Source organism: Streptomyces cyanogenus (assembly GCF_017526105.1).
Classification (GTDB): domain Bacteria; phylum Actinomycetota; class Actinomycetes; order Streptomycetales; family Streptomycetaceae; genus Streptomyces; species Streptomyces cyanogenus.
The window spans coordinates 8,673,591-8,695,400 of sequence record NZ_CP071839.1 but is presented as its reverse complement, the minus strand read 5'-3'; the positions used below and the strand labels follow the sequence as shown (position 1 = coordinate 8,695,400).

General features: G+C 68.0%; 19 protein-coding genes and 1 pseudogene. 7 read left to right on the top strand and 13 right to left on the bottom strand.

Annotated features, from left to right (window positions below; all coding sequences use genetic code 11):
* Window positions 1-319 precede the first annotated feature (319 nt).
* The 3 genes and pseudogenes from S1361_RS40140 to S1361_RS38430 form a co-directional block, all read right to left on the bottom strand.
* Window positions 320-574 carry a hypothetical protein gene (locus S1361_RS40140; RefSeq protein ID WP_341829376.1) on the bottom strand — a complete coding sequence of 85 codons (255 nt, stop codon included), beginning with the start codon at window positions 572-574 and terminating at the stop codon, window positions 320-322.
* A 219-nt stretch (window positions 575-793) separates the two neighbouring features.
* Window positions 794-1,183 (bottom strand): annotated as a pseudogene (locus S1361_RS40135) (DUF6083 domain-containing protein); the annotation flags it as partial.
* A 174-nt stretch (window positions 1,184-1,357) separates the two neighbouring features.
* A complete protein-coding gene (locus S1361_RS38430; RefSeq protein WP_208029864.1) occupies window positions 1,358-1,621 on the bottom strand; it encodes a helix-turn-helix transcriptional regulator in 264 nt (87 codons plus the stop codon).
* 981 nt (window positions 1,622-2,602) lie between these two features.
* Here S1361_RS38430 and S1361_RS39755 point away from each other — a divergent pair.
* The 5 genes from S1361_RS39755 (at window position 2,603) to S1361_RS38405 (ending at window position 7,959) form a co-directional block, all read left to right on the top strand.
* Complete coding sequence (locus tag S1361_RS39755; protein ID WP_243768974.1) at window positions 2,603-2,845, top strand: hypothetical protein; 243 nt, start codon at window positions 2,603-2,605, stop codon at window positions 2,843-2,845.
* Window positions 2,846-2,960: 115 nt separating this feature from the next.
* Window positions 2,961-3,599, top strand: a complete 639-nt coding sequence (locus S1361_RS38420) for a hypothetical protein (RefSeq protein WP_208029865.1) — start codon at window positions 2,961-2,963, stop codon at window positions 3,597-3,599.
* A 2,064-nt stretch (window positions 3,600-5,663) separates the two neighbouring features.
* On the top strand, window positions 5,664-5,819 hold the full coding sequence (locus S1361_RS38415; RefSeq protein WP_208029866.1) for a hypothetical protein: 156 nt from the start codon (window positions 5,664-5,666) through the stop codon (window positions 5,817-5,819).
* Between the two features lie 289 nt (window positions 5,820-6,108).
* Entirely contained in the window at window positions 6,109-6,939 is an 831-nt protein-coding gene (locus tag S1361_RS38410; protein WP_208029867.1) for a hypothetical protein, read from the top strand.
* Between the two features lie 207 nt (window positions 6,940-7,146).
* The gene (locus S1361_RS38405; protein WP_243768984.1) at window positions 7,147-7,959 is read left to right on the top strand and encodes an SAM-dependent methyltransferase; all 813 of its coding nucleotides are present in this window, start codon (window positions 7,147-7,149) and stop codon (window positions 7,957-7,959) included.
* A gap of 16 nt (window positions 7,960-7,975) precedes the next feature.
* Here S1361_RS38405 and S1361_RS38400 read toward each other — a convergent pair whose 3' ends face one another.
* From S1361_RS38400 to S1361_RS38375, 6 genes are all read right to left on the bottom strand, one after another.
* Window positions 7,976-8,914 (bottom strand): helix-turn-helix domain-containing protein, encoded by a 939-nt coding sequence (locus S1361_RS38400; protein WP_208029869.1) that lies wholly within the window; start codon window positions 8,912-8,914, stop codon window positions 7,976-7,978.
* Between the two features lie 87 nt (window positions 8,915-9,001).
* Window positions 9,002-9,238, bottom strand: a complete 237-nt coding sequence (locus tag S1361_RS38395; RefSeq protein WP_208029870.1) for a DUF397 domain-containing protein — start codon at window positions 9,236-9,238, stop codon at window positions 9,002-9,004.
* A gap of 416 nt (window positions 9,239-9,654) precedes the next feature.
* Complete coding sequence (locus tag S1361_RS38390) at window positions 9,655-10,302, bottom strand: GNAT family N-acetyltransferase (RefSeq protein WP_208029871.1); 648 nt, start codon at window positions 10,300-10,302, stop codon at window positions 9,655-9,657.
* A 181-nt stretch (window positions 10,303-10,483) separates the two neighbouring features.
* Window positions 10,484-11,215, bottom strand: a complete 732-nt coding sequence (locus tag S1361_RS38385; protein ID WP_208029872.1) for a helix-turn-helix domain containing protein — start codon at window positions 11,213-11,215, stop codon at window positions 10,484-10,486.
* On the bottom strand, window positions 11,215-13,308 hold the full coding sequence (locus tag S1361_RS38380; protein ID WP_208029873.1) for a coiled-coil domain-containing protein: 2,094 nt from the start codon (window positions 13,306-13,308) through the stop codon (window positions 11,215-11,217). The genes S1361_RS38385 and S1361_RS38380 overlap by 1 nt, the downstream gene beginning before the upstream one ends.
* A gap of 23 nt (window positions 13,309-13,331) precedes the next feature.
* Window positions 13,332-13,928: a helix-turn-helix domain-containing protein gene (locus S1361_RS38375; RefSeq protein WP_208029874.1), complete on the bottom strand. Its 597-nt coding sequence runs from the start codon at window positions 13,926-13,928 to the stop codon at window positions 13,332-13,334.
* A gap of 444 nt (window positions 13,929-14,372) precedes the next feature.
* Here S1361_RS38375 and S1361_RS38370 point away from each other — a divergent pair, with 444 nt between their 5' ends.
* Window positions 14,373-15,494 carry a three-Cys-motif partner protein TcmP gene (locus S1361_RS38370; protein WP_208029875.1) on the top strand — a complete coding sequence of 374 codons (1,122 nt, stop codon included), beginning with the start codon at window positions 14,373-14,375 and terminating at the stop codon, window positions 15,492-15,494.
* On the opposite strand, the gene S1361_RS38365 is transcribed toward S1361_RS38370, so the two are convergent.
* The 3 genes from S1361_RS38365 to tpg form a co-directional block, all read right to left on the bottom strand.
* Complete coding sequence (locus S1361_RS38365; protein ID WP_208029876.1) at window positions 15,466-16,221, bottom strand: DUF5131 family protein; 756 nt, start codon at window positions 16,219-16,221, stop codon at window positions 15,466-15,468. The two genes, S1361_RS38370 and S1361_RS38365, sit on opposite strands and share 29 nt — an antisense overlap.
* Before the next feature lie 344 nt (window positions 16,222-16,565).
* Entirely contained in the window at window positions 16,566-17,486 is a 921-nt protein-coding gene (locus tag S1361_RS38360) for an HNH endonuclease family protein (protein WP_208029877.1), read from the bottom strand.
* Between the two features lie 330 nt (window positions 17,487-17,816).
* Window positions 17,817-18,389 (bottom strand): telomere-protecting terminal protein Tpg, encoded by a 573-nt coding sequence (gene tpg / locus S1361_RS38355; protein WP_208029878.1) that lies wholly within the window; start codon window positions 18,387-18,389, stop codon window positions 17,817-17,819.
* A 69-nt stretch (window positions 18,390-18,458) separates the two neighbouring features.
* Here tpg and S1361_RS38350 point away from each other — a divergent pair, with 69 nt between their 5' ends.
* Entirely contained in the window at window positions 18,459-19,526 is a 1,068-nt protein-coding gene (locus S1361_RS38350) for a TniQ family protein (protein WP_208029879.1), read from the top strand.
* Window positions 19,527-19,558: 32 nt separating this feature from the next.
* On the opposite strand, the gene tap is transcribed toward S1361_RS38350, so the two are convergent.
* Window positions 19,559-21,619 (bottom strand): telomere-associated protein Tap, encoded by a 2,061-nt coding sequence (gene tap, locus S1361_RS38345; protein ID WP_243768986.1) that lies wholly within the window; start codon window positions 21,617-21,619, stop codon window positions 19,559-19,561.
* Between the last annotated feature and the right edge of the window lie 191 nt (window positions 21,620-21,810).

Below are 21,810 nucleotides of genomic sequence, written 5' to 3'. Positions count from 1 at the left end.
GGCTCCATGAAGCGTTGAAGGGTCAGGCTTGGGGCAGAGCGTGGTCGGTGAGGCGTGCCGGGACGGCGGTGGGAGCGCTACGTGGAACAGCACGTTGTGTTCGGTATCCGAGTGGGAATGGTGACCGCGTCGATGCGCAGTCTGTCGCCGCGTCGGCGGCGGGTCCAGCGAATGGCCCGGCTGCCCAGCGCTTTGACGAGTGCCATAAGCGGGTGGGCGTCTTGGTTGGCTGCCAGTGTCATCTGCGACGCGCGATGTCGGTCCCGGCTTGGTGCAGTGTGTGGGTAAGGGGGCTCGGCGGTGCCGGGTGCGGCTTCCGTCACCTTGGGCGGGGATAGTGCCGCTCGGGCGGGGGCAGCTCGGTGTTGATGTGTTCGGCGTGCAGTAGGGGGTCGAAGGGCTGCCAGCCAGCCAGGGCCAGGTCGGCTGCTGTGGTCGCGGTGGCGTGGGTGGTGCAGCGTTGGGCGCGCCAGCGCAGTTGTTCTGCGTAGGGCAGGTGGCTCAGGTCGTAGACCACCATGCTGCTGTCGGGGAGGGTGAGTTGCCCGTGGGTGGGCTGGGTGGGCAGCAGCATCCAGCGCCCTCGGACAGCGGCGAGGAGGGAGTGTGTGCAGCGGCCTCGTTGGCGGGTCTGAGCGACACAGCGGATGCTCTCGAGGGGGCCTTCGGCCAGGTAATTGACGAGGAGGATCCGGACGACAGGCCGGGTGGGTCGCTTCTCGTTTCCGCCCGGGGCCGCAGGGGCTGGCGAGGAGGGTGCTGGGGTGAAAGCGCCGACGTTGATCATGCGTCGGGAACGCAGGCTGAGCTCGCGACGCAGTGATGCGAGACGGGCGCTTGTGCCTTGGGAGTGTGTGGGCTGTTGAGGGCAGAGGACGGCGTGCGGGATGCGGCACCATCCGCTGCCGTCGTCGTGGGGGTAGGCGACGCCGCTGCTGAGATGCCAGTGGCAGTCCGCGGAGACGTCAGGGGTGGCCACTTCTGCGGGATGCAGGGCGATGGGTCGGCCGTCGGAGCGCGGGTACCAGTCGATGCGGTTGCCGCAGTGGCGGCAGCGGCCGGTTTGCCCCGCGCGGAGAAGGCGGCTCGCGCTGTTTGCGGCGATTTGCAGAGAGCGGCGGGGAGGCAGGTAGCGGGGGCTGCCGTCCCAGTGACGTTCTCGGTGGGGGCTGTGGGGGCGCATGGCGGCGAGGGTGCCAGGTAGCGCGCCGGTCGGTAGGGGCGGCTTTCGTCGATGTCATGCGATCAGCCCAGCCGGCGGGTACGCGTGACCGGTGCGTCGCTCTGTCGTTCGATGCCCTCTCGCCTATGTGAGTGATTCTCTCGGGCGGTGGAAGCAGTCCGCGGCCGTGCCGGGTCAAGGCTGTGCGGCGCCGGGGGCCGAGTGGCCGTCACACAAGGAGACGAGGAAGCGCTCGATGGGGACGCCGAAGGCATGAGCGAGGGCGTGCCAGGTGGTGACACTGCCGGTGGTGCGGCCGTGTTCAAGGTCGATGAGGGTTCGCCGGGCCAGGCCGCTGCGTTCGGCCAGCTCGTCGAAGGTCCATCCGCGCTCGCCCCGCAGCCGTGCAAGTTCGACTCGCAGGGCGGTGAGGTTGGGGTCGGGCGGGAAGATCGTCATCCCACCATCCGACGGTGCAGGACTCTGCCCTGTCAGTGCAGACTTCTGCACTATTTCCGCGGCGGGTGGTAGTGCAGAGTTCTGCACTACCGTCCGTTCCGGCACGCCCGCCAGCAGGCGGTTTGGCTCTGCGGCACGGACAGACAGGAGGACAGCCGACTGATGAGGCTCGTCGGAGTCGCAGCACGACGGATCTGGACGGTGGAACTGCGTTCACGGGCAGGCCGGCCCGACCTCGTGTGCGCGCACTGCACCGCGCCTGCGTCTCGGTTCGAGGCTGCGTCTGCCCGGTCCGCCGCCTTGGCCCATCTGGCCCGTCATGCGCGGGCGGATGTGCTGCCGGAGCATCTGCGTACCTGCCAGTGCGGGATGCGGGAGTGCCGGTGGCATCCCCGCCATCGAGGCTGTGCCGGTCCGGTGTTACTTGTCCTCACGTGCGACCCGAGCGGCCGTACCTGGCGCCTGGCCGACACTTGTGCTGCGTGCGCGGCGGTGACACACCACAGCGCCGTCGTCCCGGAAACACGGTTCGGTAGGCCACAAGCCTGCGCACCGTCCGCACCTACCCCCGGTGCTCTCCTCGGCGGATCTGAAGAGCGAACGCGAGTCAGGGAGACACTCACCTACCTCGCCACTGCCCTGCCGCGGTTCACATCACCGGCCGCACGCCTGCTCGCTGTGCAGTGCGCTCTGCGCGCCGACAGCCGCGGGTATGTCCGTCTACCCGCAGGCCTGTTGCGCAGCATGCGTCTATGCGGACGCAGGGAGGTGTGGGAGGAGCTGGCCCACGGACTGTGGCTTCGGCCGCCTGATCTGAGGGCCACACCGGTGTCGGTGCGCCTTCTTGATGCCACCGTGCGAGAACAGGTCCCGGGCCGGCCCGCACGGTGTCGGGCCGCCCATTGGGCTCTGCATCCGGCTCCTCCATCCCTTCCTGTCGCCGCTCCTGCCGCGCTTCACCTGAGCGCTCTCGTTCTTGCCGTGCACACCAGCAAGGGCACCGCGCACACCGATATGGCGGCGCTGACCCGACTGGGAGGGCACACGCCTCAGCAGACTGCGGAACTCCTCGACCGGCTGGTCGCCCTCCACGCACTGACGGCCTGGCACCACGACCGGGCCAGCAACGAGGTGTTCTGGCGGCTGCCGTCGCATGACCACCGTACCGGTGGCATGGCAGGACTGACAGCGAGCAGCGGCGCCCGCCAGACATACGTCTCATAGCGGCGAAGGGTATGGCGCCCGTATCATCGCCTCTCCCCCGGTCGATCGGAAATGGCCTTCTGGCTCGATTCTTCTCCACCGGAATCTGACGGAGCGGGCAGTAGAGGAGCACGAGATGTCCGAAGGCACTGTGAATGGCACGGAGTTGACGTCGCAGTACTTCAACCAGGTGACTGGCGACCTCGAACGCAACACCAAGGAACAGGAACGCATCACGGCGGAGATCGCCGCGTTGCAGCAGCAGTTGGCTGCCCTGCAGCACGACCACACGGTTCTCGAAGCCATGCGGCAGGCGCTCGGGGCACCGGCCGGCGGCGCAGACGGAATCCCTGCACCGGTTGTCTCGGCCGTTCCTTCGCCCCGAAAGAAGGCTTCTGCTGCCTCCGGCGGACGTCGGCAGGCCCGCAAGGGTGCGGCTGCGCCTCCCAAGAACGTGAAGCGGCCGCGCAAGAAGGCGGCAGCCGGAGAGCCGGCCGTCAAGTCGGCGCGGCCCTCCCTGGTCACGCTCATCGACCAGCACCTGGCCGGTCAGAGCGAGCCGCGTTCAGCGGCGGAGATTGCCGCCGCGCTCAGCCAGGGGCACCCCAACCGGGACATTCAGACGAAGGTTGTGCGCACCACTTTGGAAAATCTCGTGGCCCGCAGCAGGGTTCAGCGCACCAAGCAGGGCAGTGCCGTCTTCTACACCGGCCTTGGCGCGACAGAGCCGTCTGCATTGCGTGAGGCCGAGGCGCCGTCCGGCGCTGTCGAATGACGGCCAGCATAGCGCTTTGCCGTCGATGGCCGCTTTGCATGGTCTTCGGAGTTCCGCGTAATCGCCCCTTTCCTCGAGCGCTGCGTCTGCCGCCTGACAGTGTCTGAGGGGCAAGGTCGGGCAAGGGTTGGGTGCTGCTGTCGCCTGTGGATTGCCGCTTCGCCTGCGGCGGTGTCAGGACGCGGGCCCAGCGACCTCTTCAATCATGTGGAGGACGCGTGCACTGGAGATGTCATCGAGGGAGACGGTCTGCGGCCAGGCCTGGTCGTGGGCTGTGTCTGCGCACGGGACCGGAGGGCAGCCGTTACTGCGTATCTGCTGTTTGAGGTAGCGGCCGAAGGCCCACGCATCCTGCGCTGCGGAAAACCGCCAGCGAGCTAGTGGGCGCCATGCGCGACGGGTGGGGTGCAGATGACGTCGACCGGTCTGAGTCACCCCCCAGCCTAGGGTGCGGGAGTCGTCGTGGACCACGAGGTAGAAGTCGCCGGGTTCTACAGGGCTGATGCCCTGTTGCGCGCAGACCGGGCAACCTTGATGGTGGCCGGGCAGGGCTTCGGGAACAGGCGCCGAGTCGCTGTCACAGGTAATGCACCGGCTCTTCCAGGGCGCATCAGCCCGTCCGGGGTAGGGGTCGAGCGGGGAGAGGCCCTGGGAAAGCATGCAGGCGACGGCTTGCTCCTCGTCGAGGCCGCCGCGGGTGGGGAACTGAGTGGCACGGCATGCCCAGCACTGGTGTCCGTGCACGCGGACAAAGGCGAGTGTCGGGGTGCTGTGATGGCCGCAGTTGACGCATCTGACAAGCCAGGGGCGTAGTTGCTGGCCGGGATAGGGGGTCAGCGGTTCAAGACCTGCTGCCAACATGGTCGCAGTGGCTGTGGCGGCGCTTAGGCTGCGGCCTCCGCAGTTACTACACCGGGCCCGTCCGTTGCGGACGTGTGTGAGGCGTTTGGTCTTGACGGCGGCGCACTGGGCGCACCGCGACCGCCAGGCCTTGGCTGCTCCTGGGTAGGGTTCCAGTGGCAACCAGCCGTGTTGTTCCATTGTGGCTGCGGCCTTGGTGCCGTCCAGCATGAGCTTGTCGGCGAGTTTACGCGAGCGGCACTTGCCCCGGCAGACGCCGGTGCCCTTGTTGACGACGTCGTTGTACCGCGGGGCGTTGACCTGGCCGCAGTGCAGGCACTCGCACCGCCAGGGGAGTTGTGTCCCGGGGAAGGCTTCGAGGGGACGCGCACCGCGTGCCAGGAACTCTCGGACGGCTTCGGGCTCTGTGATTCTGCGTGGTGGCATGCACTCCCCCGGTTGGTGCTAGCTGCCCTTGAGGGCCGACGCGTCGTCGTCCGCCCGTTCAGTGCTGTCCCATTGTGGCGATCGCTGCCCGTAGGTGTGCCAGTTCGGCTCGAATGCATCAGAACGAGGGTTGTGGGCTCCTGATTTGCGTCGGGGGTACGCGGCCGCGTGGATCCGAGGTGTGCGACGCTCGGAGCTGGGAGTTACCCGGGGCAACCAGAGTCCGGCGTCACGGATGGACGTGTCACGGAGCCTCCATTTTTTGCATCTGCACGTGCAGATGAACGGAGGGACATCCTCCGGTCCATGCGATGTCACTCGACCGAGGGAACAGGGGTGAGGTCTTGATGACGGCTGATCCGGAACACCTCGTGTGCCTGAAGTCCAGCATTGATCGATTATTTTCATGAACTGCACGATCGATTACATAAATGAGCGGTTAGCGACCGCCTTCAGGGCAGGGCCGGACTGCTTTTCTTGAGAGCGGAGAATCGACCCACCGAACGGGTTTCTTGACAGCTTCGTTTCCCATCTCGGGAACCCGGCGGACTGATAAGTTGCCGTGACGAAGGGGAGGATGAACGGGTATCTTCCTGTACCGGCCACCCGCATACGGGCGGGCCCTGGTGGTGGTGCAACACCTCCAGGGCCCTGGCGCGGACAACCACAAGAAAGGTCGCTAACCATATGATTGTCCGTCTTTACGGGGTGCTGCAGTGCGCGTCCCCGCGACGCGAAAATACCATTTCGCGCCCTCGTATTCCAGGAAACGCCTGCGTGAGCGCCCTGGAGGTGTACCTGCGGCTGTACGTCGTCATCGTGATCATCGTGGTCACAGCGCCGGTTCGGGACTGGGGTGTGGAGTGGCAGATGTGGGCGGCCATCGGTCTGACGGCTTGCTTGCACGTCCGCTACCTGCGTCTGCGGTTCTGACGCCGCCTGCGTGAGCCCCCGGCTCCGGGTTTTACGCACCGTGCTTGCGGCGCGGACCTCCGGGTCTGCGCCGCAAGCACTGCCCGGGTATCCGACGTCATTGCACAGGAGCAGAGCGATCAGCATGCGGACGCCAGTTCAACGTAAGCACTGCGGTTTTTGCGGGCGCCCTCTCGACCTGCGGGAGGGCCGCGGGCGGCGGCGGGACTACTGCGACCCCGTCTGCCGCAGCCGGGCCCGGCGGGTCAGGGCCGCCCAGCGGGATCTGCCCCTGTCCATCCCCAGCGGGATGCGTGCGGCACGCGATCTGTCGGCCCTGGCCGGACGGCTTGTTACGGCGGAGCGGCTGCGGCTGCCGCTGCGCGCTCGGTTCGATCTCGTCGAGCATCTCCTGCGGCAGGCCGAGCGGTTCGCGGCTGCGGCGGTGCATGAAGCCCGGCAGTCCGGCACCGGCTGGGATGAGGTGGCAGCCGCTGCCGGCACGACAGCGGCGCAGGCCAGGGCACAGTGGGACGAGGCAGCCCTCAGGGCGCTGTTCCCCGCACTGCCGTCGTGTGATCGCAGAAGGGCACAGCAGCGCCTTGCGGACGCGCTGGCGTTTTTGCAGGTGAGCTCGGGCGTGCTGGTCGATGAGGCCGCGGAGCGAGCGGGGGTTTCCCTGCCTTATCTTGCTCAGGTGCTGGAGGGCAGCTGTCTGCCCGCCTGGCCGGAGGTGTTTACGCTGGCGAGTGTGTTCGGCGGCCGGCCCGAGGATCTGCGGGTGCTGTGGGAGAGCGCATCCGGCTCGGTGCGGCCTGCGGGCCTGCCGGTCGAGGGGGCAGCCGGCTATCTGGCCGCCGCGCTGCGCGGCTTGTACGTGTCGGCTGGCTCTCCCGGGCTGCCTCAGCTCAGCACGCAGGCGCTGTTGCCGCCTGAGTGTCTCGACCGGGTGCTGGTCGGCCAGCACGCTCCGCCATGGCCGGCCACCGCGCGCCTGGTGCGCGCTCTGAGCGGGCGGGTCGAGGACTTCCAGCCGTTGTGGCAGGCAGCGTGCCAGGCGGCCGTCGACCTGCACGGGTCTGCCTCCAGCAGGTATCTGGGGTGTGCCGGGTGCCGGGGCACCACGCTGGACGCGTCCTGAGTGCGGCAGCCGGACTGGTGATCATTGCCTGGAAGCGGTCGGCATGTCCTTGAGCCGTCCGGTGCGCTCCAGGGTGCACCGGCGCATTTTCTGGTCTGCGCGTCAGCCAATTTCGTTCCATCCGGTGTTTACCTGCCTCGCGCTTGGATGCCATCATCTGCCCCCCTACCATGGGTGATTCACCGAGACAGACACCTGGGGGCGTACGTGGCGTTAGTGACGGGAAAACCAGAAAACGCCGGTATTGACGTGAGCACGCCAAGCGTGGCGCGGATGTACGACTGGCTCCTGGGCGGTGTGGAGAACTATGCCGCCGACCGGCGGGAGTGCGAGAAGCTTCTTCAGATCGCACCGAGCAGCAAGCTGCTGGCGCGCAACAACCGCGCTTTTCTGCAAAGAGTGGTCAGAGTGCTGGCACAGGACTACGGAATCCGCCAGTTCATCGATCACGGATCGGGACTGCCCACACAAGACAACGTCCACCAGATCGCACAGCGGACCGACCCGCAGGCCCGGGTCGTCTACATCGACAATGACCCCAGCGTCCTCGCGCATGGCCGCGCCGCCCTGGAGGAGAACGACAACACCCTCGTCCTCAATGCCGACATGCGCCACACCGACCACATCATGCGGCATCCCGAGGTGCGGCAGCTGATCGACTTCACTCAGCCCGTCGCTGCCCTGTTCGTGTCCGTACTGCATTGCCTGCCCGACGAGGACCGTCCCGGTGAACTGGTGCGCCGTGTGGCCGAGTACCTGGCACCCGGCAGTTTCCTGGTGGTCTGCCAGCTCGTCAGCCACCGCGCCGACGTGCGCCGGCAGGTCACCGAACTGATGCAAGCCGCCACACGCGGCCACTGGGGCCGTGTGCGGGAACAACACGAAGTCCGGGCCTTCTTCGGCGATTGGGACATCCTCGAACCGGGGCTGGTCGATGTCACACAGTGGCACTCCGGCGACGGTGTGGCCCGCTCCCAGGGCGAGGAATGGGCGGAGTGGGGCGGCGTCGCCCGGCTGTGATGAGTCCGGATTCGGTCTACGGCGCGAGGTCGCCAGCGAGGGCCGCGTAGCGGTCTCGCGCCGCCATCAACCGATCACGGCTGTCCCTCATCCGCTCCGAGACCTTGAGAAGGTTGAGGAGCACGTGCCGGTACTGCTCGACTTCAGCGGCCCGGCTGAGATACATCGCGCTGTCGATGAGTTCGACATAAACCAGCTCGGACGGCCCCCCATCGCCGAACGTCAGATGCGTGATGGGGTAACTGGGGGCAACGCTGGCGCTGCGCTCGAACGGGACGATCCTGATGTTGATTCCGTCGCGCTCGGAGAGCTCGATGAGGTGGTCGAGCTGCTCGCACATCACGGAGGCCCCGCCCACCGGCCGTAGCAGGATGGCCTCTTCGAGCATCGCGACAACGCTGGGACGGCGGGCGGTCCAAAGGATCCGCTGGCGGTCGCAGCGCAGGTCGACCCGCCGCTTGATCTCCTCAGGGCTGGCGCCCGGCAGGCCGTTGGAGACGAGGGCACGCATGTAGCCGGGCGTCTGCAGCAGTCCGGGGACGACGTGGTTTTCATAGCAGGTGATTCGGGTGGCTCCGGCTTCGAGTCCGATCAGGCGCTTGAGCCAGTTGGGAGTGACATCACCGTACTTCTGCCACCAGACGTTGTCCTTGGCCTGCTGCAACAGTCCCTCGATCTCGTGGGACTGCTCACTTGAGAGCTGGTAGAAGGCAACCAGGTCCCTGACGTCCCGGTCCCGCGGCGGGCTCTCTCCCCGTTCCAGACGGCTGACTTTGGACACCGATCCGCGAATCACCGCAGCGGCGTCGCGCAACGTCAGATTGCGTTCCGTGCGGGCCTGCCGCAACGCCTCACCGAGCAGACGAGCCGCGATCTCCGGCCGGGCGCTGTGCCCCGCGATCGGTACGACGGCAGGCTCAGTGCTTGCTTCCCGCGCCGCAGAACCGTCGGACATGCACGCCCCCCTGCGAGACAGCCTTTGACCCAGGGGTCAGTTTTGCAGACTTGGACTCTGCATGTCCGACGGTTGCCGTCAGAGCACTCAGCCGGTCAGACGGTCGAACTCGCCTGCCTTCACGCCCGCCAGGAACGCGTCCATCTCCTCGGCCGTGTACACCAGCGCCGGCCCCTGCGGATCCCGCGAGTTACGCATGACCGCCCCTCCGCCGGGCAGAGCCGCCACTTCGACGCAGTTACCGCCCTGTGCACTGCTGAGACTGCTCTTGAACCATGTCACACCCAGGATTTCGTGGGCTGGCACTCCGTTGCGGTACTGCACTGCTGTCACCTTCCCGTCTCGGTCGACGTCTTCTCCCACCGAGCGAGCGCCCGAAGGCCCCGCCCACGGGCCGCTGCATTGCCGAACCGTGGGAAGTGCAATCCCATATGCAATTGCATGGGGGGTGGGTTGGGAGGATCGTAGCCGCCTTGGCGGTTGTGCGGTGTCCCCCGAAAGTGGGCTTCGGGCGCGCGCCTTCCACCCCTGCGAGCAGCGGCAACGTTTCAGCGCGCAGGCGCACCTGAACAACTCGGCTCATCGAGGCGTACGCAGTGATCTTGCGTGGCCGGCGGTGAAAACGATCGAGCCCGCAAGTGGACAGAGGTGTAGGGCGGGCGGCCGCGTCACTGCCCACAAGCCGTGGCAGTGGGCTTGTGCCGCACAGAGACAGGCGGCGGACCGCGAAGCCTGTGTGCTCAGGCGTGCTCGACGATAAGCATCGTGTCAGTTCCCCTGGCATGGCGGCGAACTGATTCCCGGGATTGGAGCGCTTCGACGGCGAGTTGGTAACCGTTGGATCCATCGTCGCAGGAGGTGAATCCGTCGCGGCGCGTGCGGATGACAACGGGTTCGCCCTGGCCTGCGACGGTGTAACCGCGGCCGCGATACCAGCGCATGACTGGGAAGGCGCCGATGCGGACCTTGGCGAGAGCCAGGCGGGTGCCTTCAGCGCGTGCTGCGTGCTCGGTTTTCTCCAGCAGAGCCGTACCGATGCCGTGCCTGCGGTACGGCTCCGCGACGGCGAGAAGCTCGATCTCCACGAGCGCATGGACCAGGCTTTTGCGCTGAGTCGGCGGATGTTCCTGGAGCCAGCGGATGGGCGGAGTGGCATACAGCATCCCGGTGATCGTTTCTCCGGTCCTGGCGATGCGGCACTGGCCTTGGCCGTAGGGCAGCGGCACACGGCCGCCGTGCTCGTCGATGGCCGCAGCCAAAGGCAGAGGCATCGGGGCGTTGCGGAGATCGCCGCTGAGCGCAAGGGCTCCCAGGGCTGCTGCGGCTCGGCCGTCTCCTCGAACGGCGAGGGCGATCGAGGCGGGGCCTCCAGGGGCGTGTCCGGTCATAGCCGCACCCTACGACGGGCGTCGAGGCCCCTCACCTGGCGCGGAGGTGAGTTTGCCTGAGTGCTGCAGTCTTCTGTCCGCGACAGGGTGCCGCCTGCTCGGATTCCGGCTGCCTTCGTATGGTCCCCGGCTGAGCTGGGCGGGGGCTGGCTAGGGGCGTTGCGGTCAGCGGGGTCCGGGATCATCTGGAGGCTGACGGCTGCCAGGTACGGATTTCGAGGTGGAGGATGCGCGCGTCCGGCTGGATGCGACCGGTCTCGGCCAGCCACTGGTGGATGGCTGTCGTGACGTCACCGCCCGCGGCATCGACTCGGCGGGCGAAGTCGGCCGCCTCGAAGCCGCCGGTCTGGGCGGAGCCGTAGGAGCGTTCCTCGGTGTGGTCGGCGCGTTGGATGACGCCACGGCGGACACCGGGTGAGTCGACGCGGCTCCCGGACGGGTGCAGGTAGCCGGTTTTGGCGAGGCGGACGGTGAACGCCAGGCGCAGACCGCGGCGGGCGGCTTCGGCGATCAGGGGGCGCAGGCGGGCGGAGCCGGAGGCGATGGCCTGTGCGCCGACGCGGCCGGTCCCCGTGCCGGTCGGAGTGATCAGAACGGCCTTGGTACGCACCCGGGCACGGGTACCGGAGGCTGTGGTGCGGCGGGTGATGCGGCGGCCGGCAATGGCGGCGAGCTCGGGCAGGTCGGTGATGCCTGCAGTCTCGACCGCTGCGAGGACTTCGCGGAGAGCCGGGACGAAGGCAGCGCCTTTGCCTTTGGTGTAGAACTGCGAGACCAGGGACGGATCGCGGTTGATGATCCGTGCGATGTCTCGTTTGGTGAAGCCGGCCCTCTGGAGCCGGTCGGCGAGCTGCGCGGCCTCGTTCGGCTGCCGCTGGTCTGGGCGTCGGTGTCGGCGTGAGCGGGGCGGCATCAGGCCTCCTGGGCGCTGCGGGCGAGGTGGGCACGTCCGGCGTCACGCAGAGCGAGGAGTTCGTCCTCGGTGGTGGGGGCGGGCATGGGGCCGGTGAGGTGGCCGCGCAGGAGGTAGTCGCCGGGCTGGTGATGGTAGGGCCAGTTCTGGGGCTCGGTGAGGTAGAGGGCGTCGGTACGGAAAGCGACGACGGTGCCAGGCGGGGTATGGAGGGCACCGGCATGGGTGTTGTCGTCGCGGTGGCGTTGGGTGAGCAGGGCGGCGCGGGCGCCCGACCAGATGGCGGCTGCCCATTCGGGATGGGCGTTGGGGTCGCGGGCGAAGCCGGTGGGCTTTTGCCAGGTGATGTGTTCGTCGTCGAAGGCGATGATTTCGGCGTCCGCGGGCACGTCACGTTCCATGCTGCGGGGGGTGGTGCCGGTGACCATGCGGGGGCGCTGGGCGAAGGCGCCGATGCCGTAGAGCAGGATGGAACGTACGGCTCGGGAGGCGAGGTGCGCGGCCCTCGCCTGCTGGGGGTCGCCGTGGAATTGGGCCTGGGCGGAGAGGTTGGTCCAGGTCTCTTTGAGTTTCTTGGCCCAGTCGTCGAGAGGTTTGCCGTCCTCCCACAGGATGCCGTCGAGGATGTCGATCTTCCACGGCTGGATGGGGTTGGTCAGGGCGGTGTGGATCTCGGGGCCGCCGGCCCAGGTGGTGAAGGTGGTTCCAGGTGTGGCCGGGTAGTGCCAGGCGCGGTCGCCGGGGGCGGGGGCGGGCAGCAGGCCGACGTGGTTCCAGGTGTCGGGGACGGTCACGCGGACCTGCCAGTGCCCGCACCCGTACAGGGCGCGCATCTGTTCCTTCTCCGACCAGGCGGCGAAGGTGGCGGCGGTGATGCGGCGGGGGGTGCCGACCGGGGACTTCCAGGTGTGCTTGGCGTAGGCGAAGGTGCGGTCGTACTCGACGAGCCGGGGCAGCTCGTCGGGGACGCGGGGCGGGGTGATGAGTTCGTTACGGCCCTGGCCCGCGGTGGCGTGCAGCAGGCCACGCAGTTCCTCGGACAGGACGGGGAAGCCGTCCGCGTATTGGCCGCGTTGGGGGATGGTGCGGGTCCAGAGGTCGCGGCCGGTCTGGGAGGGCGAGCCCATGATCACTGCGTCGGGCCAGTGGCGGCGCAGAGCCTGCCACAGCAGGACGAAGGCGTCGCGGATGGTGGCGGGGTCGTCTCCGTCGGCGTCGAACCACTCCCCCACCGAGCGGATCTCCACATGCTGCTCGCCGTTCTCGCGCTGGTAGCGGCCTACGGGGTTGCGGGCGTGGACGAAGTGCCCGGCCAGGCGGTCGCGGCCGCGGCCAGTGTCGGTACGCCAGCCCGGGATGGGGGCGTTCAGCCAGGCGGCGACGGCATCACGCAGATAGGGGTAGCGGTCGGCGTCGCAGTGCCAGGGGTCGCCAGCGGTGATGTAGATCCGCTCCACGCCTTCGGGGATGGTGTGGAAGACGGCGGTGAGGATGTCGGCAGCCGTGGCGTTGCCGAGGTCGAGATGGTGGGTCTGCTGGCGGTGGACCAGGACGCCGGTGCTGGCGTCCAGGAAGACGGTCGAGCGGGCCTGCTGGGTGAAGTTCGGCCGGGTGGATGCCAGGCCGGACGTGTGGGCGAGCCAGGTGTCTCCGGCGCCGCCCCCGGGAATCGAGGGCAGGGTGCGCGGCTCCTGCTCGGGGGACGGGATCCCGGCAGCCGCGATGGGCTCGGCTGCGGGGGGCGTCATCACGGTGGGCGGCTGAGTCTTCGAGGAGGTGGCCGACCCGGCGGTGGGCGCCACGGTCTGCTCGGCCTGCGCGGGCTGCCCGGGCTGCCCGGGCTGCGGCGCAGCGTCCGCTGCGGCGGTCAGGCTGTCGGGGGCCAGGGCGGGCGCCAAGGCCACGACGTCGGCGACGCTCAGCCCGGCGGCGGGGGCGATCCGGTCTGCCTTGGCCTTGTCGTAGGAGGCCAGCCGGGTGATCCGCTGGTCCCGGTCCGCCTCGAGCTTGGTCAGTTCCGCCCGGGCCTTCTTGATCGTGTCCCGCACGGTGCGCAGCTCTGTGAGAGCGGCGCTGTAGCTCTGTGCGTCCATGAGGCTTCCTTATGGGGGGCGGTTCAGCCGGTGGTGTGGGTGGTGATGTAGGCGATCGCCCCGCCGGAGTCGGAGGGCAAGCGGGTGCCCAGCAGCAACTCGGCAAGGTGCTGGTCGCCGTCCGTGCGGGAGGTGAGAGTGATGCGGGGTGCGGCCAGGTCGGTGACGTAGCCGGCCAGACGGGCCTGGGAGAAGGTGTGGCGGCCGGTTGAACTCTTTTCCCATGCCTGCAGGCCGGTCAGGACGGCGACGACGTAGCCCGACAGGGTCACGGGTAGCACTCCCCCGGCGGCGACGCTGACCGGGTCGCAGCGCCACCAGCCGCGCAGGGCCTTGAGCAGGTCGTCGGGGGTGAGGGTGGCGGCGAAGCCGATCCAGGGCCGGTCGGGCTCGGGGGCCGGGCGGGCTGCGTCGACACGTAGCACGGCGATCTCCGTGGCGTCCAATTGTTCCAGCGGGGCGCGTCGGCGGGTGGCGAGGGCTTGGACCGTGTCCAGGGGGATCATGACGCGTACGCCACGGCGGGACAGGCCTGGCAGCAGGCGGGCGCGCACGAGGCGGCGGAAGGTGGTGATCGCACAGCCGAGTTCGTCTGCCGCCTGCCCGGTTGTCAGCAGCATGCCAGCCTCCCCTCTGCAAGCGGACTCTGTTATCTGATCGGGGACTCACTCTAGTGCGGCGACTAAAAGCGCGTCAAAGGCGCAGCAAATGAGACGATCAGCGCCCCACAGCACCGCGCCTGCCTTCGGCCGCCAGTCCCGAGATGGCCTTCAGTGGCCGGGTTCGGAGTGCGCCTTACGGACTGCCCAACGATGAGATCCACAGGATTGGACTGTGACCAGTCCGCTCCGCTTGGGACTGATTCCGTGACGGGGCCCAATCGGCCGCCCCCTTCCCTGGGCAGATCCCATCGTCGACGTCCTACAAACGCTGAACGTCCGGCTCTCTCAGGGGCCGATACGCGGTCTTTACGTTGAACGTTGTTGCGCCCACCATCTGGTACTAGGGGATGCGGCTGGCACGTGCCAGCCGCCGGCTGCGGCGATCCTGGACAGGGGGCACGGATGGGCGTGTTATGGAAACTGGAGCCAGCGACCGCAGCCAAGCACCGGTTGTACCAGCGGTACCTGGACGCCTGGTGGCCGATCTTGCTGCAGACCTCCCAGAGCAACGGATACTCCCGGCCCCGGGTCACGCTCCTGGACGCGTTCGCCGGGCCGGGGCGCTATGAGAACGGCGAGCCGGGCTCGCCTGTGTTCATCCTGGACCGCCTGCTGCACCATGACGCGGCCGATCGTATGCACCTCAGCCCGCGGCGGGTGCATTTGATATTCATCGAGAAGGACCGGGCGCGCCACGAGCACCTGATGACAGAACTCGTCTCCTGTTTCGGGCCGCTCAGGGATCTGCCGGTCCGGGTGGAGGTGCGGCGCGGCGACGCAGGTCGCGACAGCCTCGCTCTCCTCGACGAGCTCGGAGCGTGGGGCCAGCCGATCCTGGGGATCTTCGACAGCTGGGGCAGCGTGAACGTACCGCTGCATGTGATGTCCCGCATCGCTCGCAACCGGTCCAGCGAAGTCATCACCACTTTCGGGCCCAACTGGTTCAGCCGCCGCGAGGATCTGAACGCCGGCATCCTCGACGCGGTCTTCGGTGGCCGCGGCTTCTGGAGCCCTGCTGCGGACGAACTGCGCCCCGACGAGAAGTGGCGCGTGTGGTTGCGCACCTACCGGGATGCGCTGCGCCGGGCCGGCTTCGGTTACCAGTTGCAGTTCGAACTCGTTCCGCGTACTGGGCAGCCCCTCTATCTCGTCTTCGGCACCGGCAGCACCGCAGGCCTGAGGGCGATGAAGGACGCCATGTGGAAGGTCGACGAGCTTGATGGCGAAAGCTTCCGCGACCCACGCACCCGAGGCGCCAAGGCAGACGGGCAGCTCGACCTGTTCCAGGCCGCAGGTCTGATCGACGACGAGCTGGCCGAACTGGTCGCTCAGCGGTTGAGTGCCGGGGCCACAACGGTGGAGGCCATCGGCGAGTGGCTGCTGGCGGAGACCGCCCGCTGGATGCCGAAGCATGCTTTGCAGGCGGCTCGGCAGATGCGGCAGGACGGCGTGGTGACCGTCCAGTCGCCGGGCAAGCTCACGACCAAGAGCCGGATCAGCCTGCAGGCGCAGGTTCGAGCATAGGCATCTGGTCCCAGGTCCGACCCTGAAGGTGCCGACCAGACGCCTTGGGGGTCCGGCCTCCCCACTGTTTGAAGAAGAAGGCCACGTCGGCTTGGAGGCAGGCGTCCCGGATTCCTGTGACCCATTCCTGTTCCACGGGGCGGAAGCGGGGACCTGACTCGCCTCCGGCGATAACCCAGTGAATGCCCGCCAGGTCCAGTCCGTCCAGAGGACCGAGCAACGGCTCGCACGATAGGAAACGCACCGTGGCCGGGACCTGCCGCAGGTCGTCGACACGGGACAGTTCCTTGGCGCTCTCCACGGACACACCCATCCACAGGTTGGCCGGCCACTGTAGTCGGTCGGCGACCTGACGCAGTCGGCGTGCTCGCTTCGTGAGCACTTGATAAGTGTGTTGTGGAGTCTGCTCGATGACCTCGAAGACCTGCCGGACATAATCCAGCGGTACGCGGGCGTGGAAGAGATCCGACATCGAGTTCACAAACACTGTGCGCGGCGCCTTCCAGCCCAATGGGACCCGCAGCGCGTCCGGGTGCACGGTCAGGCCGAAGCCGGGGCCGGAGGTACGGGGGTCACCGTCGTTCTGGTACTTCGCCGATCCCATGGCCTTGAGCCGCTTCGCCAGCGTCAGCGCGTAGCAGTTGTCGCAGCCGTCCGAGACCCGGTCGCAGCCCGTCGTGGGGTTCCACGTCGCTTCGGTCCACTCGATCGGACTGCGGTCACTCACCCGTCGGCTCCCCATCCTCCTGCGGTCACGGCCGCCCGCAGGCCCGGTGTGCAGCCTGTGGTGTGTTCAACGAGCGATCAGGCCGCCAGACATCGGCATCCAACCATCCGTCGCTGCAGGCTGTCACAGGTTCTCAAAAATAGAACATGGGCACTATTTTTGCGAGGTGTGCGTGCCGTCAACGACCTATTCGCCTTTGTGACTGAGCACGATGGTTGGCCGTTGGGCACGCTAGTTGGCGGCCGAACGCGACAGCTGGCGCGCAGTCGCGTCTAGATACCGCTGTTCGCTGTGACTGTGACAGCACCGTGGCAGCGGAGCCTGTGGCTCTGGTTGCCAGCGTGCTACGAGACGTGGAGGTCCTGCTCCCAGTTGACGATGGTGCACTCGCCCGCAGACAGGTCGGCCGGATCGTCCGTGAGGTCCCAGACAGCCACGATGGAGAAGGTGCCGCTGACTACAGCGTCGCCTTGCAGCTCGTCCGTCCCGTCACCGTCGGAGCTGCTACGTACCAAGGACGCTGAGAGGCTGCCCTCAAAGGTGCCATTGAAGGTGAACTCGATCTCGCCGGCGAAGCGGCTGAAGTCGAGGGAGTCGACGTCAAGCGTGATGAAGTCATCGGTGGGCGGCCCCGCGGTGATCGGGTCGCTCGATTCGGCGCCCTCGAATCCGGCGGTTACCCGGTTGTGAATCTCGTCGATTAGCTGCACAACCGGGGCTTGGAGCGTGTCGGCCAGTTCTGTCTCGCAGACCTCTTCCAGCAACGACACCGCGGAACGCCCCCGGCGGTCCAGGGTTACGTCAACGCGCTGGTATCTTCCCGTGTCTTCGCAGACCGCCACCTCCACCTCGCGGAAGGATTGGTAGTCACCGAGTCCCGGATCCATCATTGCCAGGATCTGAACGACGGCGGGAGCGTGGTCCAGGAACTCCTGTCGTAGGCCCGGATCGCTAAGATCCGCCGTGGCGGCTTCCAGCAGATGTGCGGCTACTTTGCCGGACAGCCCGAACCTCTGTACGTGAGCGATGACCTTGGCCCGGTGCTTCTCTGCCGTCTTCAGACGGGTCACCACGATTGGGGCGTCGTAGGTGTCGTTGCTCTTATTCTCCGCCCCGTTGCACGGAGTGCAGATGGGCGCGAGGTTCTTCGGATCGTGGATGTCAAAATCGTGCGGCAGGCCGTAAGTGCGCTTGAGTTCGCGCATTCGGGGTTCGCTGACGTCCTTGGGGATGATGTGGTCGATCTGGACGAAGCCGAACTCCACCGGCTTTGAACACCAGTAGCACTTCGAGCCCCACACCTCCCATAGGGCCAGGCGCAGCTCCTTGTTGGGGCCTCCCTTTCTGTACCGGACATTGCGGACTGCTATGCGAACCATGGTGCCCCCCGGGCCGCTTGTTGCACGTACGTCCTTTCTACCTCAGGTGCTGAGGATGCGCCGACCAGTCCGCCAGAACCGGGCGAGCCGGCCTGCACTTCAGGTCCCCGCGCCTCCGAATGCGGATATGGGCACTGGCGAGCAGCGCGTGAGGGCAACCGGGATCAACCACCTGCTCCCCGGGTCATTGCGGGGCACGGGAGGAGCGGGACGATCTCAGTAGTAGAACTCCAGGAAGTCGATGCGGTCGAGGCTCACGCTCTCGCGGGGGTGTGCGGGCCGGCCGCGGTGGAAGTAGCAGATGCTGAGGGCGTCGTTGAGGATGGCTTGCAGTTCTGATTCCGGTGCTCCGATGCGCCGGGCGGTGAACAGGCGTTCCGGATAGGGGGCGTCCAGGTGCAGGCTCAGGAAGCGCAGGCGGGGGTCGTCGCTTGATCCGGCTGTTGCGGTGAATCCCAGCCATGCGCGGAAGCTGAGTGTCATCTGGCCGCCGTTGGCGAGGATGGTGGCGTGGGCGCGGCGGCGGACGCGGGGCTGCCACATCCGGACGATTTCGCGTTCCACCGCGTAATGCAGCGGGTGGTCTTCCGGTACCTGCTGTGCGCCGAGCAGGGCGTCGAAGTAGGAGGGAGTCGTCTGGAGCCGACGGGCCAGGGCAGCAGGTTCGTAGTGCTTGAGGAGATAGGTGAGCCGGGCTCGCATGGAGTGGGGCGGGTTGCGGGTCCAGTGCCGGGAGTCGGCCCGGTCGAGGGCTTCCTGGACGGTGTCGGCGCTCAGCCTCAGGGGCACGGCGGGCAGCTTTCGTGGTGGGTGGCTTGTTTGTGTGGCGCCGGCGGCGGGGGTTGTGACGATCGCTTTATGAGGATCGAGAATCCGCTCGCGCGGCTGCCGGGACGTGTGGTGATGGTGCGGGGCGAGACGGTCGCGTCGTATCTGTGGCGGCTTGCGGTGCGCAATGGGATGGCCTTCGAGGAGCTGGCTCAGTACATCGGTGCGCCGAGGACCATCCGGGCGGTTGATCCGGGTGTTGAGGAGGTGCGTCTGGGGCCTGTGGCGCGTCAGCGTCTGGCGGAGGTTAGCGGACGGTCCTTGCCGCATCTGGAACGGGCGTTGGTGTCGCTCGGCGACAGCGGTATCGGTCCCCGGGCCCGCCACCAGGTGAAGGTGGAAGCCTGGCCGGAGAGCTGGATGCCGGTGCAGGCCTGTGGGTTGTGCGCGGCTGGGCTCGGTGAGCGTCCGGTGTGGCGGGTGCCTGGTGGGCAGTGGGCGGTGTGTGTGCGGCACGGACGGTGGACGGCTGTGGGTCGGGGGCAGTTCCAGGTCGGCCTGGGGCGGTTGCCGGAGGTGGTGGAGGCGCACGTGCGGCGGGTGGGTCTGGAGCGTCGTACGGGTCTGTACGCGCGGGCTCTGCTGGCGGATGCGCAGCAGGTGGCGGTGTATTGGTGGCAGTGCCGTCAGATGGCCTGGCGTGGGGTGTGGCGGGCGCGGCAGGAGGTTTTGGGGGTGGATCGTTCGGCGCTGTGGGCTGTTCCCCTGGTGGTGTATCCGGAGGCGGTCGTCGTGGCGGAGGCGATGGCCGTGCGGGAGCGGCAGCGGGCGGTGGGGCGCAGTTTCGCGGGCGGTCCTGCGGGGTGGTCGACGGGGCGGTGGGTTCAGTGGGTGGGTGAACGGCTGGGGATGGGTGAGGAAATGGCTGCCGGGGGGCATCGGGGGCTGGAGGCGTGGCTGATGTCGCACCGCAATACGGTGCCGGTCGTCGAGCGTGTGGCGCGGCAGGAGGCGCGGGCGCATCCCCGGAGTGTGCCGTTGGCGTTGTTGGAGCCGCATCGTGTGGTTCCGGTGCATGGTCCGCTGGAGGAGGCGTCGTGTCTTCCGTGGCGTTTGGGAGCGCGGATGACGAGCATGCCGTGGCGGCCGGCACAGTAGGTGTGGGGCAGGTGGCATCGGCGCGGGAGAGGTCAGGCGTCGGGGGTGGCTTTGATGTAGCGGGCGGGGTTGAGGCCTTGGGTGTGCTGGTGCTGGTACCAGGCCATGGTCTGGACGCCTTCTTCTTTGACGAAGCCGGGGTTGACGCCTAAGCACAGCAGTCCCTTGATGCCGGTCTGGTCGGGGCCGGCGGGGACGACGTCGAGGGCGGTCGGCTGGTGGGCGGGGTAGATGACGCAGTCCGAGAGGACGGCAAGCGGGCTGCGGCCGGTCTCGGTGAGCATTCTGCGCATTTTGCGGTGCAGGGTGACGCGGGTGCGTGAGATGACGGCGGCGCGGATGTCGGGGCGCCAGGTGGGCTGGTTGAGTGCGGGCCAGCGTGTGTAGGGGGCGGCGGGGGGACGGGGGCCTTCGCGGAGTTTTCCGAGGCCGCCTTTTCCTGTGGCTTTGATGGCTGCGAGCAGGGCGAGCAGGGCGGGGTCGGCCGTCGAAAGTTTTTTCATGGCGGCCAGGTAGTTGCCCTGGGGGATGTCCTTGTGCACGCCGAGGTCGGCCATGGTGGCGAGGTAGGCGTCTCTCAGCCGCGTGTACCAGGGGTCCAGGTACGGGCCGTGATCGTCGCGGACGTAGGCCTCGATGGGCCGGACCTCTATGTTGAGTTCTTTGGCGTAGGCGAGGGTGATGGTCGTGTACCAGGCGGGCCTGGTCGGGGCCTGGCCGGTGGCGGTGAAGGGCGAGGGCAGGCGCGGGTCGTGCGGGGCGTGGCTGAGGTCGCAGTACCAGGCGCCGGGAGTCTTCTCGTCGAAGGCGGGTGTCGTGACATGGCGGGGCGGGGCGTTGCGGCCGACGGACAGCCTGGATGCGGCGACGATAAAGGCCATGTTGGTGTCGAGTCCGACGACGTGCGGGAAGTCGGCTGTCTCCTGCTGGTCGGGCGGGCGGCTCCAGTCCCAGGCTTCCTCCTCCATGGCCTGCTCCGGCGGGCGGCCTTGAGCCAGGGGGTGGGCGTCGGGGGCTTCTGGGGGCGCGGGCTCGAACGGCTTGTGCAGGGCGCCGGGGTTGGGCCCGGACACCCATTTGAGGGTGGCCGGGTCGTAAGTCGCTTTGGTGGGGGGCCGCAGGGCCGTCATGAGTCTGACGCCGCAGACCGCGGTGGAGCCGCTGGGGGTCAGGAGTCGGGCAGCGTAGGTGCCCAGCAGCCGTGCCAGGTCTGATGGCGGCAGCGGTGGGAGACTCCACCCGTCCTGGGACAGGGCTCCCCAGGCCATAACGGCAACGTGTACCGAGGCGCGCTTGTTGTTCACGACCGGCCGGTAGATCCCCGCCCACGGGCCGAAGCCGCGGCGGGTGAGGAGAAAGCCTGCCTGCTCCAACTGCGTCAGGACGGGATGGCCGGTGGGAAGGCGCAGGGCGGTTCGGTCCTCGAGGTGGGTGGGCAGGTGCAGTGCGGCCATGGCTGCGGGGGTCAGGACGATGAGCGGGTCACTGTCCTTGCCGTGGGGGGACAGGCTTTCCTGGTGCAGACCGCTGCGCAGCGTCCACTCCAGCAGGCCGACGAGGTCGTCCGCGTCCAGGGGCAGCTGGGTGCCGTTGGTGAAGTGGGCGACCAGGAGGTTGTCGTGGTCGATGACGGCCAGCGGTCCTGTGGGCGTGACGGGGGGTTCGCTGGCCACTGACGGGCGTGGTGATGCTTCGGCGGATGCGGGGAAAAGCGTCGGCTGCTGCGGCCCGGCGGGCGGTGCTGGCGGTGCGGGCGGTGTGGGTGCGGGTGCTGCGGGTGCTGCGGTGCTCTCGCCGGGGACGGGCTTGTCGTCCCGTTTCGGTTTCTCCAGGTGCTTGAGGCCCTTGAGGAGCCGCGCGTAGGCCGTGCGACGGATACCGAGCGGTTCCCGCTTCCCGGCCTCCCATGCCTCGACGTCCTGAGCCTGGCAGACGAGGGTGTCCGCTACCTGTGCAGGGGACAGGCCCGCGGCCTCGCGCAGCCGGGTCCGTTCGCGGGGCGGCGGCAGGGGGGTGCGCCGGGCTGCCAGGTCGGCGAGGAGCCCGTCCACGCGGGCGTGGAGGTCGGAGGTGTCGGGGTGGTCTTCTCGCACGCAGCCGAATCTGGCAGGCCGGCGGCGTGCGCCGTCGGCATCCGGTCATCGTGGATCTTGTGGCGGCGGGTGCGGCCCTGGACAGAGCGGGCATGCGGCTGGCGTGGGGCCGTCCAGGTCAGTGGTCTGCAGGGGGAGGTGAGGGTGGTAATGGTCTCGCCCTGCGGGGCGTCATGCCGGTCGTCGACGGG